At 73.2% G+C, this 4,652-nt stretch carries 4 protein-coding genes and 1 pseudogene; all 5 read right to left on the bottom strand.

Translation table 11 applies throughout. The features are described 5' to 3' along the window. Window positions 1-214, bottom strand: a pseudogene (locus tag HMPREF3105_RS08730) (UDP-N-acetylmuramoyl-L-alanyl-D-glutamate--2,6-diaminopimelate ligase); the annotation flags it as partial. Between the two features lie 38 nt (window positions 215-252). Continuing rightward, a complete protein-coding gene (locus tag HMPREF3105_RS08725; RefSeq protein WP_230594441.1) occupies window positions 253-2,007 on the bottom strand; it encodes a peptidoglycan D,D-transpeptidase FtsI family protein in 1,755 nt (584 codons plus the stop codon). 68 nt (window positions 2,008-2,075) lie between these two features. Further along, the gene (locus HMPREF3105_RS08720; RefSeq protein ID WP_230297511.1) at window positions 2,076-2,645 is read right to left on the bottom strand and encodes a cell division protein FtsL; all 570 of its coding nucleotides are present in this window, start codon (window positions 2,643-2,645) and stop codon (window positions 2,076-2,078) included. A 20-nt stretch (window positions 2,646-2,665) separates the two neighbouring features. Next, window positions 2,666-3,661: a 16S rRNA (cytosine(1402)-N(4))-methyltransferase RsmH gene (rsmH, locus tag HMPREF3105_RS08715; protein WP_036314148.1), complete on the bottom strand. Its 996-nt coding sequence runs from the start codon at window positions 3,659-3,661 to the stop codon at window positions 2,666-2,668. 142 nt (window positions 3,662-3,803) lie between these two features. Continuing rightward, entirely contained in the window at window positions 3,804-4,235 is a 432-nt protein-coding gene (gene mraZ / locus HMPREF3105_RS08710) for a division/cell wall cluster transcriptional repressor MraZ (protein ID WP_002854575.1), read from the bottom strand. Window positions 4,236-4,652 lie beyond the last annotated feature (417 nt).

The raw sequence follows: 4,652 nt of genomic DNA, 5'->3' as shown, positions 1-4,652 counted from the left end.
CGTAGAGGTCGCCCGGGCGCACGACACGCGAGTCGAGGCTGACCCCCGTGACGCCGTCGGCCGGGGCCGCGCCGTGGACGTGGGCCGCGATCCCCGCCTCGGCCAGCGCCTGTGCGAGGGCGGGCCAGGCCGCGGCGGGGGTGTGGGAGGGCCGGAAGGCGGCGTCCTGCTGGGCCGGGGTCAGCGGCGCAGGGGGGTCGCTCGGAGTGGTCATGGGGGTGCTCCTGGGGTGCTCGGGGCCGGAGGCGTGGGTCACCACGGCCGGTCCTGCGGATCGTCCACGAAGACGCGGTAGTCGTTCGGCTCGGCTCCGGTGGCGGGCACGTCCGCCTGGCGGAGCATGTACTCCATGATCGTGGCGGCCGCGACGGACACGTCTCGGGAGCCCTGCTTCGACGGCGGCCGATGCATGGACACGGACACCACGAAGCGGGGGTCGTCGAGCGGGGCGACGGCGGTGAAGCCGAGGTTGTAGCCGTCGTACGTGCCGGTGTCGCTCGCGGCCTCGGCGGTGGAGGACTTGCCGCCCACGCGATACCCGGGGATCGCGGCGGCCTTGCTGGTGCCCTGCGTCACGACGGTCTCCATCATGCGGAGCATCTGCGCCGCCGTCTCCTCGGAGACCACGCGGTGGGGCTCCGCGGACGACTCCCAGCGCTTCTCCGCGCCGTCGCCGTCCACCGTGGCGTCGATCAGCCGGGCCGGGATCAGCACGCCGCCGTTGGCGAGGGCCTGGTACATCTGGGCGGTGTGCAGGGTGGTCTGGGTGTAGCCCTGGCCGAAGGCCGTGGTCAGGCGCTGGCGGCCGTCCCACTGTTCGGGCGGGACGAGGACGCTGCCCGCCTGCTGCGGCAGGCCGAGGTCGATGGGCTGGCCGACCCCGAAGGAGCGCATGTACTCGTAGCGCTGCTCGTCCGTGATCTTCTCGGCGATCTGCACCGTGCCCGTGTTGTAGGAGCGCGCGTAGATGCCTGCCACGGTCATGTCGAACGTCGGGTGCGGGGAGAAGTCCCGGATGGTCTGCCCGTCGAAGTCCTGGCTGCCGGGGACGGTGAAGCCGTCCGTGGCGGTGACCTTCCCGGCGTCGACGGCGGCCGCGATCGGCAGCGCCTTGCCCGTGGAGCCCGGCTCGTACGGCGTGCTCATCACGGTGGAGGTGCGGAAGTTCCCCTCGGTGGCGTCGGGGTCGGCGGGGTCCACCGTGGTGGAGTCCGCCATGACGATCACGTCGCCCGTCTTCACGTCCATCACGACGGCGTTCGCCCACTCCGCCTCGTACTCGGCGGCGAGGGCGCCGAGGGTCTCCTGCGCGAACCACTGGGCGTCCTTGTCCACGGTCAGGCGCAGGTCGGCGCCGTCCACGGCCGGAACCTCCTCGAGCGGGGCGTTGGGGATGCGGATGCCGTCTGCGCCCACCTCGAACGTGCGGGTGCCCGGGGTGCCGGTCATGACGTCGTCCTGGCTGAGCTCGAGGCCCTCGAGGGCGGTGCCGTCGCCACCCATGAAGCCGATGATGCTGCCGGCGACCGACCCGTTCGGGTAGGTGCGGCGGTCCACCGCCTCGGAGAGCAGGCCCGGCACGTTGAGGGCCATGGCCGCATCCCGCACCTCCGGGGTCACGGAGCGACGCACCACGGCGTACGGGCGGGAGCCGATGGTGGCCTCGCGCACCTCCTCCTCCGACATGCCGAGCACCTCGGCCAGGCTGGCCAGGCGGGAGTCCACGTCCACCAGCACGGTCTCCCGGGCCTCGCGGTCCCATTCGTTGAAGTCCTTGACGAGGCGCTGGTCCACGACGATGTCGTAGCGGCGCACGCTGGCGGCCAGCACGTCGCCGTCGCGGTCCAGGATGGACCCGCGCTGCGGCAGGGTCTCCTGGTGTGTCAGGCGCTGGTCCATGGCCGCCGCGGCCTGCCCCGTGGGGTCGATGCCCTGCACGTAGACGAGCCGCAGTGCGAGCCCGCCGAGCAGGACGAAGACGAGCAGGAGAAGGATGCGGGTGCGCACGGCGGGGTGCCCGGGAGCGGGCCCGACCGTCGATCCGCCGCGGGGAAGGTGCGAGGCGGGACGGTCGATCAACGGTCGGCGGCGTCCTGGTCGGGGGCGGCGGAGGCGTCCTCGCCGCCGAGGGTGCGCGGTCCCTCGATCTCGTCCTGGCCGTCGCCGGCCGTCCCCTGGCGGACCGCGTCCGCGTCCGCCGGCGGCGCGACGTAGGTGGCGGAGATGTCGCCGTCCTGGGCCGCCTGGGCCTCGCCGCTGAACTGGCCCGTGCCCGCGTCCACGGAGGCGGTGCCGGCGGGGGCGACCATCCCGAGGGCGTCGGCGCGCGCGGCCAGGTTCTGCGGCGCCTCGAGGTGGCCCACCTGTTCGGCCAGCCGCTCATTGGTCTCGGTGACGGCCTGCTGCTCCTGGCGCAGGTCCAGGAGGGCGTACTGCCGGTTGGACATCGTGATGTTCATGACGAGCACCGCCGCGAGCGCGGCGAGCACCACGAGGACGCACAGCACGGTCACCCCGGAGCGGGATCGGGGCAGCGGGGCGGGCACCACCGAGAGCGGCGTGCGCTCCTGCGGAGTCGGCCGCGCAGGGGCGACGGGGGTCGACCCGGGGCGCAGCGACTCTGCGATCCGTGCGTGTGCGGCCATGCTCATCTCCTCGTGCAGCGTCATGCCGTGGTCCTGGACGTCCTGATCTTCTCAACCGCACGCACTCTCGCGGAGGAGGCGCGACGGTTCTCGGAGATTTCTTCTTCGGTGGGCTTCTCGGTGCCGCGGGTGAGCACCCGCACCACGGGTTCGTGCTCCTCCAGCACCACTGGGAACCCCGGGGGCGCCGTGGACGTGGCCCACGCGCTCAGGTGCCGCTTCGTGATGCGGTCTTCGAGGGAGTGGTAGCTCATCACCACGAGGCGCCCGCCCACGTGGAGGGCGTCGAGGATGGCGGGCACGGCGGCGTCGAGGATGTCGAGCTCCTCGTTCACGGCGATGCGCAGGGCCTGGAAGGTGCGCTTGGCCGGGTGCCCGCCGGTTGCCCCCGCGGCGACGGGGACGGCCGAGCGGATCACCTCGACGAGGCGGCCGGTGGTCTCGATGGGGGCCTCGTCGCGGGCCCGGACGATGGCCCGTGCGATGGGGCCGGCGAAGCGCTCCTCGCCGTCGCGACGGATGATGCGGCGCAGCTCCTGCTCGTCCAGCTCCGCCACGAGCGTCGCGGCGGAGCGCTCGGCGGTGTCGTCCATGCGCATGTCCAGCGGAGCGTCGTAGGAGTAGGCGAAGCCGCGCTCCCGGTCGTCCAGCTGGTAGGAGGACACACCGAGGTCGTAGAGCGCGGCGTCGACCTTCGTGACGCCCGCGGCGGCCATGGCCTCGGGCACCCGGTCGTAGGTGCCGTGGAAGGGGATCAGGCGCTCGGCGAGGGGGCCGAGGCGCTCGACGGCCATGGCCTGGGCGTGGACGTCGCGGTCGATGCCGATGACGCGCAGGTGGGGGAACCGGGTCAGCAGGGCCTCGGTGTGCCCGCCCATGCCCAGCGTGCCGTCGACGGCGACGGGCGTACGGCCGGCCTCGAGCGCGGCCTGGACGGCGGGGGCGAGGAGGTCGACGACGCGGTCCCGCATCACGGGCAGGTGGCGGTCCTCGGGGCGCGGCTGGCCTGCGTCCACTCTCGACCTCCTGCTCACATCGCGGTCCTGGCGGACCTCGGGCGGGATCCCCATCCGTCCGCCGCCGCGCCTGGCCCAGGGGAAGACGGGTCAGGTGCGGCGGCGTCGGCTGGAGGTCTCGCTCGAGGTCGGGTGGTCATGGTCAGAAGACGCCGGGCAGGACGTCCTCGTCGGTCTCGGAGAAGGCGGCTTCCTGCTCGGCGAGGTAGGTGTTCCAGGACTCCGAGTCCCAGATCTCCACTCGCGTCCCCGCGCCGATCACGGTCACGTCCCGGTCCAGCCCCGCGTACTGTCGCAGCGGCGCCGGCACGGTCACCCGACCCTGCTTGTCCGGGACCTCGTCCGACGCCCCCGAGAGGAAGACGCGGATGTAGTCACGGGCCTGGCGGGAGGACAGTGGAGCCGACCTCATCTGCTCGTGGACCCGCTCGAACTCACGAGCGCTGAACACGTAGATGCAGCGCTCCTGACCCCGGGTCAGGACCAGCCCCTCCGCCAGCTCCTCGCGGAACTTGGCGGGGAGGATCAGCCGGGACTTCTCGTCGAGCCGGGGGGTGTACGTGCCCAAGAACACGGCAGACCCCCTGGCTCGTCAAGCGGTCCCTCCCGACCAAGGTCGGGACCCATGCTCTCTCCTTCCCTCCACATTACCCCACTTCCCTCCACCATCAACCCCGGACGCGGGTCCCGGCGCCACGGGCGTGTCGAGGCCCCCCGAGTCCGGCGCGCCATCCCGCGGGTCCCGGGGCCGGCGTCGCCGTGGAGGGACGTGGAGGACCGGTGGGCCCCGGTGGAGGGCCGCGGCGACGACGGAGCCTCGGGCAGCGGAAAGGCCCCGATCCGGAGCGGATCGGGGCCTGGAGTGGAGGATAGTGGGGGCCCGGCGGGCCAGGCGCTCAGTCGCCTCCGGCGCGCCGCTCGTCCCAGCGCCGCTCGAGGCGGCCCATGAAGTCGCCGCCTCCCTGCCGTCGCGGTGCGCCCGACCGGCGGG

It is taken from the genome of Micrococcus sp. HMSC31B01, from assembly GCF_001816085.1.
GTDB lineage: Bacteria > Actinomycetota > Actinomycetes > Actinomycetales > Micrococcaceae > Micrococcus > Micrococcus luteus.
The sequence above is the reverse complement of the archived record's forward strand: the minus strand, read 5'-3'. Positions and strand labels throughout refer to the sequence as shown.

Coding starts and splice junctions, on each gene's coding strand:
- HMPREF3105_RS08720 (WP_230297511.1), bottom strand. CDS start 2,645: ATGGCCGCACACGCACGGATCGCAGAGTCGCTGCGCCCCGGGTCGACC.